Origin of the sequence: Pseudomonas sp. THAF187a (assembly GCF_009363395.1) — a bacterium.
Lineage (GTDB): Bacteria > Pseudomonadota > Gammaproteobacteria > Pseudomonadales > Pseudomonadaceae > Aquipseudomonas > Aquipseudomonas khazarica.
The window spans coordinates 238,120-261,749 of record NZ_CP045349.1; the positions used below are offsets into that span (position 1 = coordinate 238,120).

The following is a 23,630-nucleotide window of genomic DNA, read 5'->3' on the forward strand; positions in this document are numbered from 1 at the left end:
ATGCAGTCTGCCCACAAGGATTTCACTCTAGCGCCAAGGGCCAGCGGCCGCGTTTCCTGGTGGGAAAGCTGCCTGCTGACGCTCCTGGCCCTCGGTTTCGGCTACTGGCTGTCGCCGGCGGACCCGCTGCTCGTGGCAGCGTCGTTCCCCTGGATGATCCTGGTGCCGATACTGCTCGGCGTTCGCTACGGATTCCTCCAGGGGCTGTTCAGTGCGGCGCTGCTGATCGCGGCGCTGTTCGTGCTGCGCATCGCGGGGAACGAGCTGTACGCGGATACGCCAGCCTCCTTCATCGTCGGCATGCTGCTGTGCAGCATGCTGGTCGGCGAATTCCGCGACATCTGGGAACGCCGTCTGGAGCGCCTGAGCCTGGCCAACGAATACCGCCAGCTGCGCCTCGACGAGTTCACCCGTTCCCACCACATCCTGCGCATTTCCCATGACCGCCTGGAGCAGCGGGTGGCCGGCAACGACCAGAGCCTGCGCAGCTCGCTGCTCAGCCTGCGCCAGCAACTGCGTGCGCTGCCGGGGGATCACGATGCGCTGAAGACGCTGGCCGATTCGGTGCTGTCGCTGCTCGGCCAGTACGGCTCGCTGCGGGTCGCGGGACTGTACCGGGTCATCGACAACCAGCGTATCGCCCAGCAGCCGCTGGCCGTGCTGGGGGAGATGGGCGAGCTCAAGGGCAACGACATCCTGCTGAAGCAGTGCCTGGAGCGTGGCGAGCTGGTCAGCGTGCGTTCCGACGTGCTCGATCGTGGAGAGGGCGGGCGCCATTCGATGTTGCAGGCCTGTGTGCCGCTGATCGACACCGAGGAGCGCATCCTGGCCGTGCTGGCCATTCAGCAGATGCCGTTCTTCATGTTCCATGAGCGCAGCTTCAGCCTGCTGGCCATCCTCGCCGGGCACATCGCCGACCTGCTGATGAGCGATGCGCAGGCCCTGCAGCTGCCGGATGCCGATGCCCAGCAGTACTCGCAGCTGCTCAAGCGCTCGCTCAGCGATGCGCGCGATCACGGCCTGCCGGCCAGCCTCTTCGCCTTCGAGCTGGCGGAGGACAACGGCGAGGAGGTCCAGCGCCTGCTGGAGAGCAGCCAGCGTGGTCTGGACGTGCAACTGAAGGTCATCAACGGGCGCGACAGTCGTCTGGTGCTGGTCCTCCTGCCGCTGACTTCGGGCGAAGGCTCCAAGGGCTATCTGGTGCGTCTGAAGCAACTCTTCGCCGAGCGCTTCGGCCAGGGTCGCGAGCTGGAATCACTGGGTGTGCAGACCCATCGATTCCTCTTCGAAGGCGGCGACGAGCGCGATGCGCTGCGGCACTTCCTGTTCAACGAGTGTGCCCTGAATGATCAGCAAGTGGCTGTTTAGCGGCGCCGCGCTGCTCGAACTGGGCAGCTGGGCCAGTGCGGTCAGCGACCTGCCGGCACACCAGGCAGCGTTGCTGTATGCCTCCGCACATGGCCTGGGCAGCGCCATGCTGACCGCCGGCATCTGGCTGCTGCTGCCACGCCGTTATCGCTTTCCGCTGCCGTGGAGCCCGCTGTTCATCTTCAGCCTGTCGTTCTTCATTCCGCTGATCGGCATGATCGGCGTCGCCCTGGCGCTGTTCCCCGCGCTCTACCTGCCGCGCAAGCGCAAGGTCCAGCCCTGGGAAGCGACGGCGGTGCCCGAGCTGCCGTTCCGCCCACGGGAGCGCACGCGCGAACTGATGTTCAGCGACGGCGGCCTGCAGGACGTGCTGCGCCACGCGCCGGACCCGGACCAGCGTCTGACGGCGATCTTCGCCACGCGGCGCATGCGCAGCAAGGAAGCCATCCCGATTCTCAAGCTGGCCCTGCGCGACCCCTCCGATGACGTGCGCCTGCTGGCCTACTCGATGCTCGACCAGCGCGAGAGCCGCATCAACCAGCGCATCGAACAGGCGCTGGCGAGCATGGAAAAGACCAAGGCCGAGCGCAAGTTCGCCCTGCATGGCCAGCTGGCGCGCTGGTACTGGGAGCTGGCCTACGTCGGCCTGGCCCAGGGCAGCGTGCTCGAGCACGTGCTGCAGCAGGCCTGGAGCCATGTCGGCACGGCGCTGCAGGGCGAGCCGAGTGGCGAGCTGCATCTGCTGGCCGGGCGTATCGCCATGGAACTGGGCAACCTGGACGAAGCCTCGTTCCAGTTCGAGCAGGCCGCGCAGACCGGCACGGGCGCGGCGCAGCTGGCGCCCTACCAGGCCGAGATCGCCTTCCGCCGGCAACGCTACGACGAAATCCCGCAGATGCTGGCGAGCATGCCGGCTGACATGTTGCAACGCCCCCCCTTCGCGGCATTGGCAAAATACTGGCTATGAGTGAGAAAACCACCGTTCCCGACGTGCAGAACGTCGATATCTGCCTGCTGCTCGAGGGTACCTGGCCGTACGTGCGCGGCGGTGTCTCCAGCTGGATCAACCAGCTGATCCTGGGCCTGCCCGAGCTGACCTTCTCGGTGCTGTTCATCGGCGGCCAGAAGGAGGCCTACGGCAAGCGGCACTATGCGATTCCGGACAATGTCGTGCACATCCAGGAGCACTTCCTCGAGGACGCCTGGAGCGCCATGCCCGCGACCAGCTCGCGGGCGACGCCGGAGCTCGCCGAGCTGATGATGGACGTGCACCGCTTCCTGCATTACCCGGAAGAACCGGGCAGCGAGCAGGGCGATGCCTTCGTCGACACCCTGGCGGTGGGGCGCATCGGCCGCGAGGCGTTCATGCAGAGCCGCGCCAGCTGGGACGCCATGGTCGATGGCTACACCCAGCACTGCGCCGACCCCTCGTTCGTCAACTACTTCTGGACGCTGCGCTCGATGCAGGCGCCGCTGTTCATGCTCGCCGAGGTGTCCCGGAGCCTGCCGCGGGCGCGCATGCTGCACTCCATCTCGACCGGCTACGCCGGCCTGCTCGGTAGCGTGCTGCAGCGCCGCTGGGGTTGCCACTACCTGCTCAGCGAGCACGGCATCTACACCAAGGAGCGCAAGATCGACCTGGCCCAGGCGGGCTGGATCGCCGAGAGCCCGGACGAGCGCCTGAGCACCGGCCTGGATGCGGAAGTCAGCTACATCCGCCGCCTGTGGATCCGCTTCTTCGAGCGCATCGGCCTGATCACCTATCGCTCGGCGCATTTGATCATCGCCCTGTACGAAGGCAATCGCCTGCGCCAGGTCAGCGATGGGGCGCCGGCCGAGCGTACCCGGGTCATTCCCAACGGCATCGACCTCGACAGCTGGGACCAGGCGCTGGCCAGCCGTCCCGAGGGCGTGCCTGCGGTGGCGGGGCTGGTCGGGCGCGTGGTGCCGATCAAGGACGTCAAGACCTTCATCCGCGCCATCCGTGGCGTGGTCAGTGTCATTCCGGAGGCCGAGGGCTGGATCGTCGGCCCGGAAGAGGAAGACCCCGACTACGCCGCCGAATGCCACAGCCTGGTGGCGAGTCTCGGCCTGCAGGACAAGGTGCGCTTTCTCGGTTTCCGCCAGGTGCGCGAAGTCGTCCCGCAGCTGGGCGTGATGGTCCTGACCTCGATCAGCGAGGCGCAGCCGCTGGTGGTGCTGGAGGCCTGGGCGGCCGGTACGCCAGTGGTGACCAGCGACGTCGGCTCCTGTCGCGAGCTGGTCGAGGGCTTCAGCGAGGAGGATCGCCAGCTCGGTACGGCTGGCGAGGTAGTGGCGATCGCCGACCCCCAGGCCACCTCGCGGGCGATCCTCTCCCTGCTGCGTGATCCGCAGCGCTGGCATGCCGCCCAGGCGGTCGGCCTCGAACGTGTGCGGCGCTACTACACAGAAGAACTGATGCTCGCCCGTTACCGCGAGCTGTACCGCGAAGGCACGGAGAGCGCGTAGATGGCCGGCATAGGTTTTGAACTGAGGAAGATCCTCTCCAAGGACTCCTACACCTCGACGATGCGCGCCTACCTGTATGCCGGCCTGATCAGCTCCGGCCCCTGGGTGCTGTCGATCATCAGTGTGATGCTCATCGGTGTGCTGAGCCTGGGGGCGGTGCTGCCGGAAACGCTGATCGGCCAGTTCCTGGTCACGGTGACCTACCTGATGGCCACGTCGCTGATCCTGACCGGCGGCCTGCAGCTGTTCTTCACCCGTTTCGTCTCCGATCGCCTGTTCGAGCGCCGCCTGGACATGATCCTGCCCAACCTGGTGGGCATCCTGCTGCTGGTCACGGTGTTCTCCGGGCTGCTGGCGATCGTCGTGCTGAGCCTGCTGTTCGAGCAGTCGTTCTCCTACCGCCTGCTGGTGATGGCCAACTTCGTCGTGCTGTGCAACCTGTGGCTGGTGATCATCTTCCTGTCGGGGATGAAGGCGTACAACCGCATCCTCGGGGTGATGTTCCTCGGTTACTCGCTGATGGTGGCGTCGGCCTACCTGCTGCGCTTCCTGAACATCGACGGCCTGCTGCTGGGCCTGCTGATCGGCCACTCCAGCCTGCTGTTCATCTTCCTCTTCGACATCCTCCGCGAGTATCCGGCCGAGCGCCTGGTCGCCTTCGACTTCCTCAAGCGCCGCCAGGTGTTCATCAGCCTGCTGCTGACCGGGCTCTGCTACAACCTGGGCATCTGGATCGACAAGTTCATCTTCTGGTTCAACCCGACGACCTCGGAAGCGGTGATCGGCCCGTTGCGCGCCTCGATTCTCTACGACCTGCCGATCTTCCTCGCCTACCTGTCGATCATCCCCGGCATGGCCGTGTTCCTGGTGCGCATCGAGACGGACTTCGCCGAATGGTACGAGCGCGTCTACGACGCGATCCGGGGGGGTGAAACCCTGCAGCACATCGGCTGGCTGAAGGAGCAGATGATCCTGGCGATCCGTCAGGGCCTGATGGAAATCTGCAAGGTGCAGGGCCTGACGCTGGTGCTGCTGTTCCTGCTGGCGCCGCAGCTGCTGTCGTGGCTGGGTATCTCCCACTACTACCTGCCGCTGTTCTACATCGACGTGATCGGCGTGAGCATCCAGGTCGTGTTCATGGCCCTGCTCAACGTGTTCTTCTACCTGGACAAGCGCGCCATCGTGCTCGAACTGTGCGTGCTGTTCGTGCTGGCCAACGGTGCGTTGACCCTGTTCAGCCAGATGCTCGGCCCGACCTTCTTCGGCTACGGCTTCACCCTGTCACTGCTGCTGTGTGTGCTGCTGGGCCTGTACCGGCTCAATGATGCGCTGGAAGACCTGGAGTTCGAGACCTTCATGCTCAGTCGCTGACTGCGCAGCAGCTGCAAGACCTGCCGGCCCGCCAGAGGGCCGGCGCGCCCTTCGCTGCCGCGCTGCAGCGATGTTCTTCCATGCTTCGGAACTCACCGCCGCCACTGGGCAGGCTGTCGTGCCCGATCGCCTGCAGGAAAGCCGCGAGACTGCCGGGGGAGGACAAATACCTAAGTCATCACTTATCATACGTCCTACAACTGTGCAGACGGTTGCGAATCCCGGCATTGCTGCCGGGCTCATACAGTGTCCCGATGGCGCCCCGTTCGCCATCATCTGACAGGAGAACGCCATGCTGAGTCTGACTGGCCACAATTACATCGGCGGTGAGCGCCGTGCTGCGGGCACCGTGGAGCACAAGAGCCTCGACGCCAGCAGCGGTGAAGCGCTGCCCTACACCTTCATCCAGGCCACGCCGGAAGAAGTCGACGCCGCTGCCCAGGCCGCTGCCGCCGCCTATCCGCTCTATCGCAACTTGTCGGCCGTGCGCCGCGCCGAGTTCCTCGAGGCCATCGCCGACGAGATCGACGCCCTCGGCGACGACTTCGTCGCGCTGGTCACCCGCGAGACGGCGCTGCCGGCTGCCCGCATCCAGGGCGAGCGTGGCCGTACAAGCGGCCAGATGCGCCTGTTCGCCAAGGTCCTGCGTCGCGGCGACTTCTATGGTGCACGCATCGACCGCGCCCAGCCGGAGCGCCAGCCGCTGCCGCGTCCGGACCTGCGCCAGTACCAGATCGGCGTCGGCCCGGTCGCGGTCTTCGGTGCCAGCAACTTCCCGCTGGCCTTCTCCACCGCCGGTGGCGATACCGCGTCCGCCCTGGCGGCCGGCTGTCCGGTGGTGTTCAAGGCGCACAGCGGCCACATGGCGACCGCCGAGTGCGTGGCCGATGCGCTGATCCGCGCCGCCGAGAAGACCGGCATGCCCAAGGGCGTGTTCAACATGATCTTCGGCGGCGGCGTCGGCGAGATCCTGGTCAAGCACCCGGCCATCCAGGCCGTAGGCTTCACCGGTTCGCTGAAAGGCGGTCGTGCCCTGTGCGACATGGCTGCTGCCCGTCCGCAACCGATCCCGGTGTTCGCCGAGATGTCCAGCGTCAACCCGGTGATCGTCCTGCCGGGTGCACTGAAGGCGCGTGGCGCCACCGTGGCCAAGGAACTGGCCGGCTCCGTGGTCCTGGGTTGCGGTCAGTTCTGCACCAACCCGGGCCTGGTCATCGGCATTCGCAGTGCCGAGTTCAGCGAGTTCGTCGCCGGGCTGGCCGATGCTATCGGCGCACAACCGGCGCAGACCATGCTCAACGCCGGCACCCTGCGCAGCTACGCCAACGGTGTGGCGCAGCTCAACGGGCATGCCCGGGTCAGCCGCCTGGCAGGCAACGAGCAGGCCGGCAACCAGGCCCAGCCACAACTGTTCAAGGCCGACGTCAGCATGCTGTTGGAAGGTGACCACCTGCTGCAGGAAGAAGTCTTCGGCCCGACCACCATCGTCGTCGACGTCGCCGACAGCGCCGAGCTGACCCGCGCCCTGCAGAGCATGCACGGCCAGCTGACCGCGACCCTGATTGCCGAACGCGACGACCTCGAGGCCTTCCGCGACCTGCTGCCGCTGCTGGAAGTCAAAGCCGGCCGCGTGCTGCTCAACGGCTACCCGACCGGTGTGGAAGTCTGTGATGCCATGGTCCATGGCGGCCCGTACCCGGCGACCTCCGACGCCCGTGGCACGTCCGTCGGCACCCTGGCCATCCAGCGCTTCCTGCGTCCGGTGTGCTACCAGAACTACCCGGACGATGTCCTGCCGCAAGCGCTGCAGAACGCCAACCCGCTGGGCATCCAGCGCCTGGTCGACGGCGTGCACAGCCGCGACGCCCTGAGCTGAGCCGCGTGCTGTAGCGACGAATGCCGCACCCCTGGGTGCGGCATTCTTCATTGCGCCGGCCAAGCCCCTGTGTCGCGGCGCCCGGCGAGGCTCCTGGCCGCGCCGAGCGGAAACGAAAAAGCCCCAGGTTTTCACCTGGGGCTTTTCATTATCTGGCGCATCCGGCGGGATTCGAACCCACGACCCCTGCCTTCGGAGGGCAGTACTCTATCCAGCTGAGCTACGGATGCGTTGCGGGGCGCAATCATACGCATGTCGGCGGTTAGCGTCCATTGTGCATGAGTGTTCGTTATTTCAAACGAGCTTTACACTTTTTGCCCTGTCGAGGGCTCTTATCACAAGTTTTTTGTCATTCTTTCGTCGATTTAGCCCCTCCGGGTATTGCCCTTTACCCGTGCCGATCCTAGGATTCGTTTGAGATTTCAAACGCAGTGTTCAGCTATTTCGAACCCTTCGCCAATCCGTCACTCTGAATCCATTACCTGGCCCACGTAGCGCTGTACGTTGCGTGGACCCTGCTCAATGACTCCACCCCCGACGCCTGGCGTCGGCATCTGAAGGAGACTGCCATGCAACTGCAAGACGCCCAACTGTTCCGCCAGCAGGCCTATATCGATGGCCAGTGGCTGGATGCCGACAGCGGCCAGACCATCGCCGTGAACAACCCGGCGACCGGCGAGATCATCGGCCACGTACCGAAGATGGGCCGCGCGGAAACCCGTCGCGCCATCGAGGCCGCCGAGAAGGCGCTGCCGGCCTGGCGCGCGCTGACCGCCAAGGAACGTGCGGGCAAGTTGCGTCGCTGGTTCGAGTTGCTGATGGAGAACCAGGATGACCTCGGTCGTCTGATGACCCTGGAGCAGGGCAAGCCGCTGGCCGAGGCCAAGGGCGAGATCGCCTACGCCGCCTCCTTCATCGAGTGGTTCGCCGAGGAAGCCAAACGCGTCTACGGTGACGTGATTCCGGGTCACCAGCCGGACAAGCGCCTGATCGTGATCAAGCAGCCGATCGGTGTCACTGCCGCCATCACCCCGTGGAACTTCCCGGCCGCGATGATCACCCGCAAGGCCGGCCCGGCGCTGGCCGCCGGTTGCACCATGGTCATCAAGCCGGCGTCGCAGACGCCGTTCTCCGCCCTGGCCCTGGTCGAGCTGGCCGAGCGCGCCGGTATTCCGAAAGGCGTGCTGAGCGTGGTCACCGGCAGCGCCGGTGAAGTGGGTGGCGAACTGACCGGCAACCCGATCGTGCGTAAGCTGTCCTTCACCGGTTCGACCGAAATCGGTCGCCAGCTGATGGCCGAGTGCGCCCAGGACATCAAGAAGGTATCGCTGGAGCTGGGCGGCAACGCGCCGTTCATCGTCTTCGACGACGCCGACCTGGATGCCGCCGTGGAAGGCGCGCTGATCTCCAAGTACCGCAACAACGGCCAGACCTGCGTGTGCGCCAACCGCATCTACGTGCAGGATGGCGTGTATGACGCCTTTGCCGACAAGCTCAAGGCCGCTGTGGCCAAGCTGAAGATCGGCAACGGCCTGGAAGATGGCACCACCACCGGCCCGCTGATCGACGAGAAAGCGGTAGCCAAGGTCCAGGAGCACATCGAGGACGCGCTGGCCAAGGGCGCCAAGCTGGCCCTCGGTGGCAAGCCGCATGCCCTCGGTGGCACCTTCTTCGAGCCGACCATCCTGGTCGACGTGCCGAAGAACGCCGCCGTGGCCAAGGAAGAGACCTTCGGCCCGCTGGCGCCGCTGTTCCGCTTCAAGGACGACGCCGAAGTGATCGCTATGGCCAACGACACCGAATTCGGCCTGGCCTCGTATTTCTACGCCCGTGATCTGGGCCGCGTGTTCCGCGTGGCCGAGGCGCTGGAGTACGGCATGGTGGGGATCAACACCGGCCTGATCTCCAACGAAGTCGCGCCGTTCGGTGGCGTGAAGGCGTCCGGCCTGGGCCGCGAGGGCTCCAAGTACGGGATCGAGGATTACCTCGAGATCAAGTACATGTGCCTGGGCGGCATCTGATTCGGAAACCTGATGGTTTCCAGATGGGGACAAGGTGCGAAAGAGCGCGCGGCGCCCCCGGTTGTACCGAGTAGAACCTGTTGCGTCCCCGCCGGCCCGGCGCAGTCGATCATCGTATGCTGCGCCGACCACCCGCCGGGGGCATTCATCCTTTCACCGAGCCGCCCGATGACGGCCATGAGGACACCATGAGCAAGACTAACGAATCCCTGTTGCAACGCCGCCAAGCCGCCGTACCGCGTGGCGTCGGCCAGATCCACCCGATCGTCGCCGAGCGCGCCGAGAACGCCACCGTATGGGACGTCGAGGGTCGCGAATACATCGATTTCGCCGGCGGTATCGCCGTGCTGAACACCGGCCACCTGCATCCGAAGGTGATCGCCGCCGTGCAGGAGCAGCTGGGCAAGCTGAGCCACACCTGCTTCCAGGTGCTGGCGTACGAGCCCTACATCGAGCTGTGCGAAGAGATCGCCAAGCGTGTGCCGGGCGACTTCGCCAAGAAGACCCTGCTGGTCACCTCCGGCTCCGAAGCCGTCGAGAACGCGGTGAAGATCGCCCGTGCCGCCACCGGCCGCGCCGGTGTGATCGCCTTCACCGGCGCCTACCACGGCCGCACCATGATGACCCTGTCGCTGACCGGCAAGGTGGTACCGTACTCCGCCGGCATGGGCCTGATGCCCGCCGGTGTGTACCGCGCCCAGGCGCCGTGCCCGCTGCATGGCGTGAGCGAGGACGAGTCCATCGCCAGCATCGAGCGCATCTTCAAGAACGACGCGCAGCCGCAGGACATTGCCGCGATCATCATCGAGCCGGTCCAGGGCGAGGGTGGTTTCTACGTCAACTCCAAGCCGTTCATGCAGCGCCTGCGTGCCCTGTGCGACCAGCACGGCATCCTCCTGATCGCTGACGAAGTGCAAACCGGTGCAGGCCGTACCGGCACCTTCTTCGCCACCGAACAACTGGGCGTGATCCCGGACCTGACCACCTTCGCCAAGTCCGTTGGCGGCGGTTTCCCGATCTCCGGCGTGTGCGGCAAGGCCGAGATCATGGACAAGATCGCCCCCGGCGGCCTGGGCGGCACCTATGCCGGCAGCCCCATCGCCTGCGCCGCGGCCCTGGCCGTGCTCAAGGTCTTCGACGAAGAGAACCTGCTGCAGCGTTCCAACGCCGTGGGCGAGATGCTCAAGGCTGGCCTCAATGCCATCGCCGCCAAGCACAAGGTAATCGGTGACGTGCGTGGCCTCGGTTCGATGGTCGCCATCGAGCTGTTCGAAGGCGGTGACCACGACAAGCCGGCGGCCGAGCTGGTCGGCAAGATCGTTGCCCGTGCACGCGAGAAGGGCCTGATCCTGCTGTCGTGCGGCACCTACTACAACGTCATCCGCTTCCTGATGCCCGTCACCATCCCTGACGCGCAGCTGGAAAAGGGCATCGCCATCGTCGCCGAGTGCTTCGACGAGCTGGCCTGAGCCGCGTCTGTCATACCTGCGCCCGCGGCTCACCAGGCCGGGCGCCCCTGAGACCCGCCATGTGCGGGTCTTTTTTTGCCGGTGCGGTGGGCAGAAAAAGGCCCGCACATGGCGGGCCAAAGGGTGACAAGCAACAGGAACCGGGGCGCTTAACTGGGCTCGAAGATCACATAGACCTTGCGGCAGTTTTCCAGGACTTCCCAGGTGCCGGAGAAGCCGGCAGGAATCACGAAGCGGTCGCCTGCGCGCACGGTCTTGGCGTTGCCATCGGCATCACGCAGTACGGAAACGCCCTGGAGGATCTCGCAGTATTCGTGCTCGGTGTAGCTCACCGTCCACTGGCCGACAGCGCCTTCCCAGATGCCGGTGCTGAACTGGCCGCAGGGGCTGCTGTAGTGGTTGCGCACGCTCTGCTCGGGGTCGCCCTTGAGCACTTTCTCCTGGGCTGGACGATAGTGTTCGGGGGCGGTGTTGGCCTGGGCGAAGTCGACGATCTGCTCGATGTTCATCTGGCGTATCCATGGTGATCGGTGGCGACGAGCGCACGGCCTGGAGGGGCCGCGACGGGAGTGGCGTGGCGGCAGTCTATGTTTAATAAAACGAACATGACAAGGCTTTTTGCACGACTTTGTCAAAAATATTGAAAAGCCCCAGCCCAGTGGTTTAGTGTGGCGAACAGGATTTGGCCAGCGAACTGGCCTTGCAGAATTATTGACAGTGCGCGCCTGAACAAGGCGCCACTTCCACCTTATGAGGATGCCGGAATGACTAGCCTGACTCGTGCCGACTGGGAACAGCGTGCCCAGAACCTGACCATCGAAACCCGCGCGTTCGTGCAGGGCGAGTACCTCGATGCGGAGTCGGGTGCCACCTTCGAGTGCATCAGTCCGGTCGATGGCCGCCTGCTCGGCCTGGTGGCCAGCTGTGACCAGGCTGACGCCGAGGTGGCGGTCAAGAACGCCCGCGCCACCTTCGACTCCGGCGTCTGGTCGCGCCTGGCGCCGGCCAAGCGCAAGAAGGTGATGATCCGCTTCGCCGAACTGATCGAGGCGCATGGCGAGGAGCTGGCGCTGCTGGAAACCCTCGACATGGGCAAGCCGATCAGCGACTCGCTGAACATCGACGTGAGCAGCGCGGCCAATGCCATCCGCTGGAGCGGCGAGGCCATCGACAAGATCTACGACGAAGTCGCCGCCACCGCGCATGACGAGCTGGGCCTGGTGACGCGCGAGCCGGTCGGTGTGGTCGCGGCCATCGTGCCGTGGAACTTCCCGCTGCTGATGACCTGCTGGAAGCTCGGCCCGGCGCTGTCGACCGGCAACTCGATCATCCTCAAACCCTCCGAGAAGTCGCCGCTGACCGGTATCCGCATCGCCCAGCTGGCCATCGAGGCCGGTATCCCGGCCGGTGTGTTCAACGTGCTGCCGGGCTTCGGTCACACCGTTGGCAAGGCGCTGGCCCTGCACATGGATGTCGACACCCTGGTGTTCACCGGCTCGACCAAGATCGCCAAGCAACTGATGATCTACGCCGGTGAGTCGAACATGAAGCGCGTCTGGCTGGAAGCCGGCGGCAAGAGCCCGAACATCGTCTTCGCCGACGCGCCGGACCTGCAGGCCGCTGCCGAGTCCGCCGCCAGCGCCATCGCCTTCAACCAGGGCGAGGTGTGCACCGCCGGTTCGCGTCTGCTGGTGGAGAACGCCATCAAGGACAAGTTCGTGCCCATGGTGGTCGAGGCGATCAAGGCCTGGAAACCGGGTAACCCGCTGGACCCGGCCACCAATGTCGGCGCGCTGGTCGACACCACGCAGATGAACAACGTGCTGGCCTACATCCAGGCCGGCCACGAGGACGGCGCCAAGCTGGTGGCTGGCGGTAGCCGGGTGATGGAAGAGACCGGCGGTACCTACGTCGAGCCGACCATCTTCGACGGCGTGAGCAACGCCATGCGCATTGCCAAGGAAGAAATCTTCGGCCCGGTGTTGTCGGTGATCGGTTTCGACACCCAGGAAGAAGCGGTGGCCATCGCCAACGACACCATCTACGGCCTGGCCGCAGCGGTATGGACCAGCAACCTGTCGCGTGCCCACCTGGTCGGCAAGGCGCTGCGTGCCGGTAGCGTGTGGATCAACCAGTACGATGGCGGTGACATGACCGCACCGTTCGGTGGCTTCAAGCAGTCCGGCAACGGCCGCGACAAGTCGCTGCATGCGTTCGACAAGTACACCGAACTGAAAGCGACCTGGATCAAGCTGTAAGGCCAGCGGGGCGCCTTCTCCGGCGTTGACCCGGAAGATGGTCGGCGGCGATGCACTGCGTTCGGCGATGCGCTGCGATCACTGCTCACTCCGTGACCCGGTGATCGGCTCCCCTCTTCCATTCATGGGCAAGGGGGAGAGGGCCGGGCGTTCAGCGAGACGGCCGGCGACCGCGCTCTGAAACCTGCGGCCGGACTCCCTGCGGAGTCCGGCCGTTGTCTTTGCAACGGCTCGGCAACCAAGGAAGTGAGTCATGCGTTGGGGCACCTATTTCGCCGTCTGTTCGGCGGTCATCAGCATCGGCCTGGCACTGGGCGTGACCATGCCTCTGGTTTCGTTGCGCCTGGAGAGCTGGGGCTACGATTCCTTCGCCATCGGCGTGATGGCCGCGACACCGGCGGTCGGCGTTCTGCTCGGTGCTTCGCTGGCCGGGCGCCTGGCCGCGCGCTTCGGCACCACCGCACTGATGCAGGCGTGCCTGCTGCTCGGTGCGCTGTCGGTGGCCCTGCTGGCGCTGGTGCAAAGCTACGCGGTATGGGTGGCGCTGCGCCTGTTTATCGGCGTGGCGCTGACCGTGGTATTCATCCTGGGCGAGAGCTGGATCAACCAGCTTGCCGTGGAGAAGTGGCGCGGTCGCCTGGTGGCCCTGTATGGCACCGGCTACGCCCTCAGCCAGCTCAGCGGCCCGCTGCTGCTCACGGCCCTGGGCACGGACACCGATAGCGGCTTCTGGACCGGCGTCGGCCTGCTCATTGGTGGCTCGCTGATCCTGCTGGGCCGCAGCGGGGCGCCGCGAGTGGATGCACACAGCGCCTCGGGGCGCGGCCTGGCGGTGTTCTGCCGGAAGATGCCGGCGATCGCCTGGGCGGTGATGCTGTTCGCCGCGTTCGAGGCGATGATGCTGACCCTGCTGCCGGTCTACGGCCTGCGCCAGGGCTTCACCCAGGAAGTGGCCCTGTTCATGGTCAGCGTGGTGGTGGTCGGTGACGCGGTGCTGCAGTTGCCGATCGGCTGGTTGGCCGATCGCATTTCGCGGCAGTCGCTGTTCCGTTGCTGCGGCCTGGTGCTGCTGGTGTCCAGCCTGGCGATTCCGGCCCTGCTGCATACCGCGCTGATCTGGCCGTTGCTGGTGGCGTTCGGCGCCAGCGCCGGCGGCCTGTTCACCCTGTCGCTGATCCTGATCGGCGAGCGCTACCGTGATGACGAACTGGTACGGGCCAACGCCCATGTCGCGCAGCTATGGGGCATCGGCTGCCTGATCGGGCCGCTGACCACCGGCGCGGTCAGCCAGTGGATCAGTGGCCATGCCTTGCCCTTGCTGATGGCGACCGGTGCAGCCGTCTTCGTCGTCCTGGCCTGGCGCGACGAGGGCTTGTCGGCCGCGCCGGCCGAAGGGCACTCCTAGCGCGCCGCCAGCAGCAGGGCACGCAGACGCAACGGGCGCACGCCGGCCTTTGCAGGCCAAGGCTCAGTCGCTCAGTTCGCTCAGCAACTCGCTGATGGTCGCGCCGATCTGCCGCACCGCCGCCTCGATGGCCTCGCTGGGTGGTTCGGCGTAGTTCAGGCGGATGCAGTTGCGGTACTTGCCGGCTGCGGAAAAGATGCTGCCCGGCGCGATCTGGATCTTGTGCGGCAGCAAGGCGCGGTTGAGCTTCTGGCTGTCGAAGCCCTGCGGCATCTCCACCCAGAGCATGAAGCTGCCCTGGGGGCGGCTGACCCGCGTGCCGGCCGGGAAATAGCGGCTGACCCAATCCACCATCAGGTCGCGGCTGCGCAAATACTGCGCGCGCATGCGCCGCAGGTGGGGCTCGTAGTGGCCGTCACGCAGGTACTCGGCGACGGCCACCTGCGGCAGCTGGGCGGTGCTGCCGGTGCCCAGGTACTTCATGTGCACCACCTGCTCCAGGTAGCGTCCCGGGGCGATCCAGCCGACCCGCAGGCCGGGTGCCAGGGTCTTGGAGAAGGAACTGCAGAACAGTACGCGGCCGTCCTCGTCGTAGGACTTGATGCTGCGCGGGCGCGGGTAACTGTAAGCGAGGTCGGCATAGACATCGTCCTCGATGATGGCCACGTCGAAGCGTTGCGCCAGAGCGACCAGGGCGCGCTTGTTGGCCTCGGGCATGATGTAGCCGAGCGGGTTGTTGCAGTTCGGCGTGAGCTGGATGGCCTTGATCGGCCACTGCTCAAGCGCCATTTCCAGGGCTTCCAGGTTGATCCCGGTCAGCGGGTCGGTGGGCAGCTCCAGCGCCTTCATGCCGAAGCCCTTGAGGGCCTGCATCACGCCGTGGAAGCTCGGCGAGTCGACGGCAACGATATCGCCGGGCTGGCAGATGGCGCGCACCGCCGCCGAGAGCGCTTCATGGCAGCCGGTGGTGATCACCAGGTCCTCCGCCGCCACCTGGCAGCCGGAGTCGAGCATCAGCCGGGCGACCTGCTCACGCAGGCGGTTGTCACCACGTATGCCGCCGTAGGTGAGGATGTCCGGGTCCTGGCGACGGGCCTGGCGGGACAGGTTGCGCAGCAGCGGTTTCAGTGTCGGGCTGCTGATGTCGGGCCGGCCGCGACCGAGCTGCAGGATGTCGTGCTGCGGGGAGCTGCTGATCAGCTCCAGCACGTGGTCCCATTGCGAGACTTCCACCGGCCGCTGCGCCGCCCGGATGATCTGTGGCAGCGCCGGCACCTGGCGTTCCAGCGGCACGAAATAACCGGACTTCGGCCGTGGCGCGGCCAGGCCCATGTCTTCCAGGTGGCGGTAGGCCTGCTGCACCGTGCTGAGGCTGACGCCGTGCTCCTGGCTCAGGCTGCGCACCGAGGGCAGGCGGTCACCGGGGCGGTAGAGGCCCTGCTCGATACGTGTGCCCAGCAGTTGGGCCAGGTTCATGTACAGCGTCATGACAGTTACCAGGAAAACTCAGACTGTGTGGTTTGACCAGTACAGATTCGCGCAGAAAATCCAATTCAGCCGGAATCGAGCGAAATCTGTATGGAGTTAATAAGAGTTTTTTGAATCTGTCATGTATTTTCTGGCAGCGGCATCCTGATCTCCCATGACAGAAGGCAACGGGAGCATGACGATGACCAGTTTCAGCAAGACAGACCTCGCAGCAGCGAGCGGGCCCGTTCGCAGTGCGGCCGAGCCGCGCGCGACCCGCTACTTCGGGCGCAACTGGCCGGCCTTCTGGCGTCGTCTGAACACCCGCGGCATGCTGCGCAAGCTCAACGACCAGCAACTGCGCGACATCGGCCTCACTCGCGCGCAGGCCGAGCGCGAGGTCTGCCTGCCGTTCTGGAAGCTGTAGCCCGACGGACATCCGCGCCGCTGCAGGCGCGGCTGCCGCCGCTGTGCCTACAGCAGCTCTTTCAGGCGGTGCCAGGCCATGCCCAGGGCGAGGAGTGGCGAGCGCAGATGCTTGCCACCCGGGAAGGTCATGTGCGGTACCTGGGCGAACAGGTCGAAGCCCTGGCTGGCCTGGCCGGCGATGGCTTCGGCGAGCAGCTTGCCGGCCAGGTGCGTGGCGTTGACGCCGTGACCGGCATAGGCCTGGGCATGGAACACGTTGGGCTGATCCTTGAGGCGACCGACCTGCGGCAGGCGATTGGCACCGATGCCGATCATGCCGCCCCACTGATAGTCGATGCGCACGTTGGCCAGTTGCGGGAACACCTTGAGCATCTTCGGCCGCATGTAGCCGGCGATGTCCGCCGGGTCGCGTCCGGAGTAGTGGCAGGCGCCACCGAACAGCAGGCGGCGGTCGGCCGAGAGCCGGTAGTAGTCCACGGTCACGCGCTGGTCGCACAGCGCCATGTTCTGCGGAATCAGCTCACGGGCCTGCTCCTCGGACAGCTGCTCGGTGGCGATGATGTAGCTGCCGGCCGGCAGCACCTTGCCGCTGAGGCTCGGGTTGAGTCCGTTGATGTAGGCGTTGCAGGCCAGCACCAGGAAGCGTGCGCGGACCTGGCCCTGCGCGGTGTGCACGCGCACCTCGTTGCCATAGTCGATGCGGGTGACCGGCGACTCCTCGAACAGCTGCACGCCCAGCGACTGCGCCGCGGCGGCTTCGCCGAGCGCCAGGTTGAGCGGGTGCAGGTGGCCTGAACCCATGTCGATCATGGCACCGTGGTAGTTGCGGGAACCGACCACCTCGTGGATGCGCTCCTGCGGAACCAGGCGCAGCTCGTGGCGGTAGCCGAGGCTTTCCAGCTCGGCCTTGTCCTCGGCGAAGCCGTCGAGATGGGCCGGCTTGTTGGCCAGGTCGCAGTAGCCCCAGGTCAGGTCGCAGTCGATCTGGAAGCGTTCGACACGCTCGCGCACGATCTCCACCGCCTCCAGGCCCATCAGCTTGAACTGGCGCACGCCCTCCTTGCCCACCACCGATTCGAACTGCTCGACGTCATGGCCCACGCCGCGAATCAGTTGCCCGCCGTTGCGCCCGCTGGCACCCCAGCCGATCCTGCGTGCCTCCAGCAGTGCCACCGACAGGCCTTTCTGGGCCAGCTCGATGGCGGTGTTCAGGCCGCTGAAGCCGCCGCCGACGATGCACACATCCACCTGCAGCTCACCGCCCAGGGGCGGGTAGGCCTGCTGGCGATTGACGCTGGCGGCGTAGTAGGAAGCGGCATGCTGTGGGCTGTGGACGGGCTGTTGAACGCGGGCGTTCATGTGCGAAATCCTGATTTTGGTGTGTGGAAAATTTAACGCAGGATAAGCGCGTGATCCGCCCGACGCCAAGAGGCAAGCGGAAAAAAGCAGGATTTATCGGCGGGCCGGGCGCTGTAGACTGTGCCCTTCGTTCCCCGGATGCCCAGGCATGAGCTGCACTGACCGCAAGATAGACTACCTGCGCCGACAGATTCCGCGCTTCGACTGCGTGCCGGGCTGTCACGACTGCTGCGGGCCGGTCACCGCATCGTCGCAGGAGCTGGCGCGCCTGCCGGTGAAGAGCGATGCCGAACATGAGGCGGCGCTGGCCGAGTACAACTGCGTACACCTGGGGCCCAATGGCTGTGAAGTGTATGACCAGCGCCCGCTGATCTGCCGTCTGTTCGGCACCACGCCGAACCTGCCGTGCCCGCATGGACGTGCCCCCGAGCAGCCCATCGAGCCGGCCATGGAGCAGCAGGTACACCGCCTGATCGCCAGCACGCGGCAGCGACTGCTGTAGGGAATACTTGGGCTCGGGGCGAAAAGTCGTCGAGCTAAAGTCAGGCAATCGCGATGGCGGCCCCGCGCAATCGCCCGAGGAAGCGCAGTCTGCGTGCTGTGAACGAGCATTCTGAGCGCGTCTCAACGCAGCATCATTTTCGTGTAAAGCCTGGCTCGCCAGGCCAGCTCCCTGGCGTACGCTGGCGCTGGCAGTTAATGCTCGGCCAGAACCTGTTCCAGGGCTGCGCGTTCCGCCTGCGCAGTGGCGCATATCCACTCCCTCACCGCGGTGATGGCCGGGTTCGCGTCATGGCGCGCTGGCCAGACCAGCCAGTAGGCGTAGTCGTTGGGAATCCGTAGTTGCGGGCAGGGCATGAGCAGACGCCCGGCGCGCAAGTCGCCCGCCGCCAGAAACAGGCGCCCCAGTGCGATGCCCTGTCCGTCTGCGGCGGCCTGGAGGGCGAGGGCGGAATCGCTCAGGTTCAATCCGGCGGGCACCGCCAGGTCAGGGTGACCGGCAGCGCTGAACCAGCGGCTCCAGTTTCCTTTCGGGGTGTCGTGCAGCAGGCGATGACCCAGCAGGTCGGCGGGGGTGCAGGGCGTTGGCAGGGCCTGCCGCTGGGCCGGGCTGCACACCGGGCTCAGGATTTCCGTGGCCAGCAAGGCACTGTTCAGGCCGGGCCAACCGCCGGGGCCTGACCTCAAACCGAGGTCGAAACGGTTGTCCTTGCCATCCCACAGCTCGGCGGTGGTGGTCAGTTGCAGGTCGATCTCCGGGTGGGCGGCCTGGAGCGCGGGAAGGTGTGGCATCAGCCAGCGTGAGGCCAGCGACGGCAGTACGCTCATCCGCACCGGGCCATTGGCTGGGCGCCGGGCCGTGGCGCTGGCAGCGGCGATACGGTCCAGCGCCGGCGTCAGGTCGTTCAGGTAGGCGGCCCCTGTAGGGGTCAGGGCCAGCACCCGGCCTCGCCGTTCGAACAGGGGTTGGCCCAACCATTCCTCCAGCAGGCGTACCTGATGGCTGATGGCGGCCTGGGTCACCGCCAGTTCATCGGCGGCACGGGTGAAATGCAGGTGGCGGGCGGCAGCTTCGAACGCGCGGACTGCTCCCAGCGGCGGCAGACGGCGCATGAGCCTCTTCCATTAGCTGTATTTATCCAATGCCCGAGATTAGATCATTTCCCCGCCGCTGAAAACGCCGGTTAACTCTCTGAAATTGTTCGATAAATGAGAGGGTGTCATGGCACTTGAGCTGGTTGCGGTGTTTCTCGGGTTTGCGGTACCGATGGTCATCAGTCCGGGGCCGGGGAACACGGTGCTGGCCCTGTCCGGTGCTCGTTTCGGGGTGCGGGGTACCGGGCTGTTCTGGTTGGGGTTCGAGATCGGCAATGTGCTGCTGTGCCTGTTGTACGGCCTGGGTTTCGGAGCCCTGCTCCTGGAGTACCCGCAGAGCCATACGCTGATGCTGTGGGCGGGGGCGGCCTACGTGCTGTATCTGGCCTGGGGCTTCTTCCGTTCCGCAGCACCTGGCGCCAAGCCCCAGACGGTGGAGCGCATGGGGCTGGTCAGCGGCATCGTCGCCGTGCTGCTGAACGTCAAGATCCACTCGATGGTGGCGGTCATGTTCGCCCAGTTCCTGCAGCCGGATCGGGCACTGGCGCCTCAGGTGCTGCTGCTGACGGGCGCCTTTCTGCTGGTGGGCATCGTCTGCCACTTCCCGTGGATCTACGGCGGACAACTGATTCTGGGGCGCTTCACCTCGGCCCAGGCATTAAGGATACAGGGGCGGGTCTTCGGCGGCCTGATGGTCGCGGTGGCGGTGCATATGCTCTGGGTCTGAGCGACGCCTGGCCGTTCAGCGTCGCTCCCGTCGCCTCCGGCACAGGCCCTGCCCCGCAGGGCTACTCCGGTACGGGCAGCTGCAGCGACTCTTTCACCTCTTCCATGACGATATAGCTCTTCGATTCGCGCACGTGCGGCAACTTGAGCAGGATGTCGCCGAGCAGCTTGCGGTAGCTGGCCATCTCGTTGATGCGTGCCTTCACCAGGTAGTCGAAGTCGCCGGAAACCAGGTGGCACTCCAGCACGTGCGGCAGCTTGAGCACCGCGCGGCGGAACTCCTCGAAGGTGTCGCCGGACTTGTAGTCCAGGCTGATCTCGACGAATACCAGCAGGCTGGCCTTGAGGTTCTGCGGGTTGAGGCGGGCGTGGTAGCCCATGATGATGCCTTCGCGCTCCAGGCGGCGTACGCGCTCGGTGCAGGGGGTGGTCGACAGCCCCACGCGCTCGCCCAGTTCGGTGAAACTGATGCGCCCATCCTCCTGCAGGATGCGCAGGATGTTGCGGTCGATCTTGTCCAGTTCACGACGGCTTTGATGCTGGGTTCTCATGGGGAATCCGCCTCTGTAAAACGGCTTTTTGCCAAGAATTCTCGCCAAATATAGCTGTGTATATGGTGAAAAGCACTGCACGGCTCTTCCTATACTGCGCCCATCGACAACTCTGGTCCGTTACGTCCGTATCTCAAGGTGCGGCGGGGAGAAAAGCATGCGTGTTCTGGTTCTCGGCAGCGGTGTGATTGGTACCGCCAGTGCATACTACCTGGCCCGTCAGGGCTTCGAGGTGGTAGTGGTCGATCGCCAGGACGGCCCGGCCCTGGAGACCAGCTTCGCCAACGCTGGCCAGGTGTCTCCCGGCTATGCCTCGCCCTGGGCGGCCCCGGGCGTACCGCTGAAAGCCATCAAGTGGCTGCTGCAGAAACACGCGCCGCTGGCGATCAAGGCCACCGGCGACGTCGACCAGTACCTGTGGATGGCGCAGATGCTGCGCAACTGCACCGCCAGCCGCTATGCGGTGAACAAGGAGCGCATGGTGCGTCTGTCCGAGTACAGCCGCGACTGCCTCGACGAGCTGCGTGCCGAGACCGGCATCGCCTACGAAGGCCGTCAGTTCGGCACCACCCAGCTGTTCCGCACCCAGGCCCAGGTCGATGCCGCCGCCAAGGACATCGCCGTGCTGGAAGCCTCCGGCGTGCCTTACGAGCTGCTCGACCGTGATGCCATCGCTCGCGTCGAACCGGCGCTGGCTGGCGTCAAGCACAAGCTGGCCGGTGCCCTGCGCCTGCCCAACGACCAGACCGGCGACTGCCAGATGTTCACCAACAAACTGGCGGACATGGCCAAGGCGCTCGGCGTCGAGTTTCGCTTCGGCCAGAACATCCAGCGCCTGGACGCCGTGGGCGACCGCATCAACGGTGTATGGATCGACGGCAAGCTGGAAACCGCCGACCGCTACGTGCTGGCCCTCGGCAGCTACAGCCCGCAGCTGCTCAAGCCGCTGGGCGTGCGTGCGCCGGTCTACCCGCTCAAGGGCTATTCGCTGACCGTGCCGATCGTCAACGCGGACATGGCGCCGAAGTCGACCATTCTCGACGAGACCTACAAGGTCGCCATCACCCGTTTCGACAACCGTATCCGTGTCGGCGGCATGGCCGAGATCGCCGGCTTCGACCTGTCGCTCAATCCGCGTCGCCGTGAAACCCTGGAGATGATCACCGCCGATCTGTACCCGGAAGGCGGCGACCTGCAGCGTGCCGACTTCTGGACCGGCCTGCGCCCGGCGACCCCGGACGGCACGCCCATCGTCGGGGCCACGGCCTACCGCAACCTGTTCCTCAACACCGGGCACGGCACCCTGGGCTGGACCATGGCCTGCGGCTCCGGTCGCCTGCTTGCCGACCTGATGGCCAACAAGCGCCCGCAGATCAGTGCCGACGGCCTGGATATCTCGCGTTATTCGCGCAAGGCCCGCGAAGTGCACGGTGAGCCGCAGCCGCTGCGGACCTGATAGCCTCTGCGTTTTTGCAATCCAAGGAGTTCTACCCTTATGTCGATCCAGCGCCTGCACGTGGCCAAACGCTACAGCGAAGTGGTGATCCACAACGGCACCATCTACCTCGCTGGCCAATTGGCTGACGACTTCGATGGCGACATCCGCGAGCAGACCCGGCAGACCCTGGCCAACATCGACAAGATGCTGGCCGAGGGTGGCAGCGACAAGAGCAAGATCCTCTCGCTGACCATCTTCATCAAGGACATGGCCGATTACGACGGCCTCAACGCCGAGTACGACGCCTGGGTTGCGGACGGCCACGCGCCAGCGCGCGCCTGCGTCGAGGCGAAGATGTACAAGCCCGAAGTGCTGGTGGAAATGTGCGTGGTGGCTGCCGTCTGAGGCAGCCGCTCTGCGGACCCCGATTTGTGTTGGCTTTTCACCCGGCTCCCCTGCCGGGTTTTTTTTGCGACCGGCGCGGCGAGAGCAACGACGCTCCCGGTCGCGTTGAATGACGATGCGCGCCTCGCATTGCCGGGGCTGCGCGTCCCCTATCGCCTCGGCGAACAACTGAGAGACAAGCAACCATGCGCCCTGCCCGTGCCCTGATCGACCTCGACGCCCTGCGTCACAACTACCAACTGGCCCGTGAGTTGAGTGGCGCTCAGGCCCTTGCCGTGGTCAAGGCCGATGCCTACGGGCATGGCGCGGTGCGTTGCGCCGACGCGCTGGAGGGTCTGGCCGACGGCTTTGCCGTGGCCTGCATCGAAGAGGCGCTGGTGCTGCGCGACGCCGGCGTGCGTGCGCCGATCCTGCTGCTCGAAGGCTTCTTCGAGGCCGACGAGCTGGCGCTGATCGATCAGCATCAACTGTGGTGTGTCGTCCACGCGCAATGGCAGCTCGAAGCCATCGAACAGGCGCGCCTGAGCCAGCCGCTGACCGTCTGGCTCAAGCTCGACAGCGGCATGCACCGCGTCGGCCTGCACCCGGCCGAGTTCCAGGCCGCCTACCGTCGCCTGCTGGCCAGCGGCAAGGTCAGCAAGATCGTGCTGATGAGCCACTTCGCCCGTGCCGACGAGCCGGCGTGCCCGCGCACGGCCGAGCAGCTGGCAACCTTCCAGCAGGCCCGTGAAGGTCTCGCGGCGGAAGTCAGCCTGCGCAACTCGCCGGCCGTGCTCGGCTGGCCGCAGGTACCGAGCGACTGGGTGCGCCCCGGCATCATGCTGTACGGCGCGACGCCGTTCGAGGACGCCCAGGAGCAGGCGGCGCGGTTGCAGCCGGTGATGACCCTGGAATCGAAGGTCATCAGCGTGCGCGAACTGCCGGCCGGCGAGCCGGTGGGCTACGGTGCGCGCTTCGTCGCTGAGCGGCCGACGCGCGTCGGTGTGGTCGCCATGGGCTATGCCGACGGCTACCCGCGCCATGCACCGAGCGGTACGCCGGTGGCGGTGGACGGCCAGCTGACGCGCCTGATCGGGCGCGTGTCGATGGACATGCTGACCGTGGACCTCACCGATCTGCCTCAGGCCGGCCTGGGCAGCCGCGTCGAACTGTGGGGCAAGCAGGTGCTGGCCAGCGACGTGGCGCTGGCGGCGGACAGCATTCCGTACCAGATCTTCTGCAACCTGCGACGGGTTCCCCTGCTCTACAGCGGGCACTGAGCGGCAGGCGCCGCGCCCGAGCAAGGCGCTGGCGGATGGGCCTCGGGGCGAGTGCGGATGAGTGGTGTGGGCGAGGATGAACGCAAGTGTTGTAAATTCCGAACGCTATGCCATGATACGGACACTTTTTCGCACCATACCC

General features: G+C 65.8%; 20 protein-coding genes and 1 tRNA gene. 15 read left to right on the forward strand and 6 right to left on the reverse strand.

Translation table 11 applies throughout. The annotated features are described in order from the left end of the window. From FIV02_RS01115 to FIV02_RS01135, 5 genes are all read left to right on the forward strand, one after another. Entirely contained in the window at positions 1–1,368 is a 1,368-nt protein-coding gene (locus FIV02_RS01115) for a PelD GGDEF domain-containing protein (protein WP_081876532.1), read from the forward strand. Continuing rightward, the gene (locus FIV02_RS01120; RefSeq protein WP_152487564.1) at positions 1,346–2,335 is read left to right on the forward strand and encodes a HEAT repeat domain-containing protein; all 990 of its coding nucleotides are present in this window, start codon (positions 1,346–1,348) and stop codon (positions 2,333–2,335) included. Before FIV02_RS01115 ends, FIV02_RS01120 begins: the two co-directional genes overlap by 23 nt. Beyond that, positions 2,332–3,858, forward strand: a complete 1,527-nt coding sequence (gene pelF, locus FIV02_RS01125) for a GT4 family glycosyltransferase PelF (RefSeq protein WP_152487565.1) — start codon at positions 2,332–2,334, stop codon at positions 3,856–3,858. The genes FIV02_RS01120 and pelF overlap by 4 nt, the downstream gene beginning before the upstream one ends. Continuing rightward, positions 3,859–5,229: an exopolysaccharide Pel transporter PelG gene (pelG, locus tag FIV02_RS01130; protein ID WP_047587640.1), complete on the forward strand. Its 1,371-nt coding sequence runs from the start codon at positions 3,859–3,861 to the stop codon at positions 5,227–5,229. A 292-nt stretch (positions 5,230–5,521) separates the two neighbouring features. Then, a complete protein-coding gene (locus FIV02_RS01135) occupies positions 5,522–7,105 on the forward strand; it encodes an aldehyde dehydrogenase (NADP(+)) (RefSeq protein WP_152487566.1) in 1,584 nt (527 codons plus the stop codon). Positions 7,106–7,258: 153 nt separating this feature from the next. On the opposite strand, the gene FIV02_RS01140 is transcribed toward FIV02_RS01135, so the two are convergent. Then, positions 7,259–7,335: transfer RNA gene (locus FIV02_RS01140), tRNA-Arg, on the reverse strand. A gap of 339 nt (positions 7,336–7,674) precedes the next feature. Between FIV02_RS01140 and gabD the strand changes: the two genes are divergently transcribed. Together gabD and gabT are read left to right on the forward strand one after the other, a co-directional pair. Continuing rightward, the gene (gabD, locus tag FIV02_RS01145) at positions 7,675–9,126 is read left to right on the forward strand and encodes an NADP-dependent succinate-semialdehyde dehydrogenase (protein WP_047588349.1); all 1,452 of its coding nucleotides are present in this window, start codon (positions 7,675–7,677) and stop codon (positions 9,124–9,126) included. 188 nt (positions 9,127–9,314) lie between these two features. Then, a complete protein-coding gene (gabT, locus tag FIV02_RS01150) occupies positions 9,315–10,595 on the forward strand; it encodes a 4-aminobutyrate--2-oxoglutarate transaminase (protein WP_037052697.1) in 1,281 nt (426 codons plus the stop codon). A gap of 149 nt (positions 10,596–10,744) precedes the next feature. Here the strand turns inward: gabT and FIV02_RS01155 are convergent, their stop codons facing one another. After that, positions 10,745–11,104 carry a cupin domain-containing protein gene (locus tag FIV02_RS01155; RefSeq protein ID WP_152487567.1) on the reverse strand — a complete coding sequence of 120 codons (360 nt, stop codon included), beginning with the start codon at positions 11,102–11,104 and terminating at the stop codon, positions 10,745–10,747. Between the two features lie 255 nt (positions 11,105–11,359). On the opposite strand from FIV02_RS01155, the gene FIV02_RS01160 reads away from it, so the two are divergent. Both FIV02_RS01160 and FIV02_RS01165 read left to right on the forward strand, forming a co-directional pair. Then, the gene (locus FIV02_RS01160; RefSeq protein WP_152487568.1) at positions 11,360–12,853 is read left to right on the forward strand and encodes an aldehyde dehydrogenase; all 1,494 of its coding nucleotides are present in this window, start codon (positions 11,360–11,362) and stop codon (positions 12,851–12,853) included. A gap of 253 nt (positions 12,854–13,106) precedes the next feature. Next, positions 13,107–14,258: an MFS transporter gene (locus tag FIV02_RS01165; protein WP_152487569.1), complete on the forward strand. Its 1,152-nt coding sequence runs from the start codon at positions 13,107–13,109 to the stop codon at positions 14,256–14,258. Between the two features lie 63 nt (positions 14,259–14,321). Here the strand turns inward: FIV02_RS01165 and FIV02_RS01170 are convergent, their stop codons facing one another. Continuing rightward, positions 14,322–15,746 (reverse strand): PLP-dependent aminotransferase family protein, encoded by a 1,425-nt coding sequence (locus tag FIV02_RS01170; RefSeq protein WP_134677606.1) that lies wholly within the window; start codon positions 15,744–15,746, stop codon positions 14,322–14,324. Between the two features lie 181 nt (positions 15,747–15,927). Here FIV02_RS01170 and FIV02_RS01175 point away from each other — a divergent pair, with 181 nt between their 5' ends. Next, entirely contained in the window at positions 15,928–16,152 is a 225-nt protein-coding gene (locus tag FIV02_RS01175) for a DUF1127 domain-containing protein (RefSeq protein ID WP_037052706.1), read from the forward strand. A gap of 47 nt (positions 16,153–16,199) precedes the next feature. On the opposite strand, the gene FIV02_RS01180 is transcribed toward FIV02_RS01175, so the two are convergent. Then, entirely contained in the window at positions 16,200–17,513 is a 1,314-nt protein-coding gene (locus tag FIV02_RS01180; RefSeq protein WP_037052708.1) for an FAD-binding oxidoreductase, read from the reverse strand. A gap of 148 nt (positions 17,514–17,661) precedes the next feature. Between FIV02_RS01180 and FIV02_RS01185 the strand changes: the two genes are divergently transcribed. After that, positions 17,662–18,015 carry a YkgJ family cysteine cluster protein gene (locus FIV02_RS01185; RefSeq protein WP_047588342.1) on the forward strand — a complete coding sequence of 118 codons (354 nt, stop codon included), beginning with the start codon at positions 17,662–17,664 and terminating at the stop codon, positions 18,013–18,015. A 194-nt stretch (positions 18,016–18,209) separates the two neighbouring features. On the opposite strand, the gene gcvA is transcribed toward FIV02_RS01185, so the two are convergent. Then, entirely contained in the window at positions 18,210–19,127 is a 918-nt protein-coding gene (gene gcvA, locus FIV02_RS01190; RefSeq protein ID WP_150607520.1) for a transcriptional regulator GcvA, read from the reverse strand. 109 nt (positions 19,128–19,236) lie between these two features. Here gcvA and FIV02_RS01195 point away from each other — a divergent pair, with 109 nt between their 5' ends. Further along, positions 19,237–19,836 (forward strand): LysE family translocator, encoded by a 600-nt coding sequence (locus FIV02_RS01195; RefSeq protein ID WP_037052714.1) that lies wholly within the window; start codon positions 19,237–19,239, stop codon positions 19,834–19,836. 61 nt (positions 19,837–19,897) lie between these two features. Here FIV02_RS01195 and dadR read toward each other — a convergent pair whose 3' ends face one another. Next, positions 19,898–20,386 (reverse strand): transcriptional regulator DadR, encoded by a 489-nt coding sequence (gene dadR, locus FIV02_RS01200; RefSeq protein ID WP_037052716.1) that lies wholly within the window; start codon positions 20,384–20,386, stop codon positions 19,898–19,900. Between the two features lie 157 nt (positions 20,387–20,543). Between dadR and dadA the strand changes: the two genes are divergently transcribed. From dadA to alr, 3 genes are all read left to right on the forward strand, one after another. Next, positions 20,544–21,842: a D-amino acid dehydrogenase gene (dadA, locus tag FIV02_RS01205; RefSeq protein WP_037052717.1), complete on the forward strand. Its 1,299-nt coding sequence runs from the start codon at positions 20,544–20,546 to the stop codon at positions 21,840–21,842. A gap of 39 nt (positions 21,843–21,881) precedes the next feature. Then, positions 21,882–22,229: a RidA family protein gene (locus FIV02_RS01210; RefSeq protein WP_017361197.1), complete on the forward strand. Its 348-nt coding sequence runs from the start codon at positions 21,882–21,884 to the stop codon at positions 22,227–22,229. A gap of 185 nt (positions 22,230–22,414) precedes the next feature. Then, positions 22,415–23,488 (forward strand): alanine racemase, encoded by a 1,074-nt coding sequence (gene alr / locus FIV02_RS01215; protein ID WP_152487570.1) that lies wholly within the window; start codon positions 22,415–22,417, stop codon positions 23,486–23,488. The last annotated feature ends 142 nt before the right edge of the window (positions 23,489–23,630 follow it).